At 54.3% G+C, this 578-nt stretch carries 1 rRNA gene; it reads left to right on the top strand.

Annotation, left to right across the window (positions count from 1 at the left end):
- A 23S ribosomal RNA gene (locus PRUB_RS00025) occupies positions 1 to 578 on the top strand; the annotation flags it as partial.

Raw genomic sequence — 578 nt, 5'->3', positions numbered from 1 at the left:
TTGAGGACAGTGCCTGGTGGGTAGTTTGACTGGGGCGGTCTCCTCCCAAAGAGTAACGGAGGAGCACGAAGGTTGGCTAAGTACGGTCGGACATCGTACGGTTAGTGTAATGGTAGAAGCCAGCTTAACTGCGAGACAGACACGTCGAGCAGGTACGAAAGTAGGTCATAGTGATCCGGTGGTTCTGAATGGAAGGGCCATCGCTCAACGGATAAAAGGTACTCCGGGGATAACAGGCTGATACCGCCCAAGAGTTCATATCGACGGCGGTGTTTGGCACCTCGATGTCGGCTCATCACATCCTGGGGCTGAAGTCGGTCCCAAGGGTATGGCTGTTCGCCATTTAAAGTGGTACGCGAGCTGGGTTTAGAACGTCGTGAGACAGTTCGGTCCCTATCTGCCGTGGGCGTTTGAGAATTGAGAGGGGCTGCTCCTAGTACGAGAGGACCGGAGTGGACGAACCGCTGGTGTTCGGGTTGTCATGCCAATGGCATTGCCCGGTAGCTACGTTCGGAATCGATAACCGCTGAAAGCATCTAAGCGGGAAGCGAGCCTCGAGATGAGTTCTCACTTTAACT

Origin of the sequence: Pseudoalteromonas rubra, assembly GCF_000238295.3 — a bacterium.
GTDB lineage: Bacteria > Pseudomonadota > Gammaproteobacteria > Enterobacterales > Alteromonadaceae > Pseudoalteromonas > Pseudoalteromonas rubra.
Note: the sequence above shows the minus strand (reverse complement) of the source record. Positions and strands in the feature narration are given on the sequence as shown.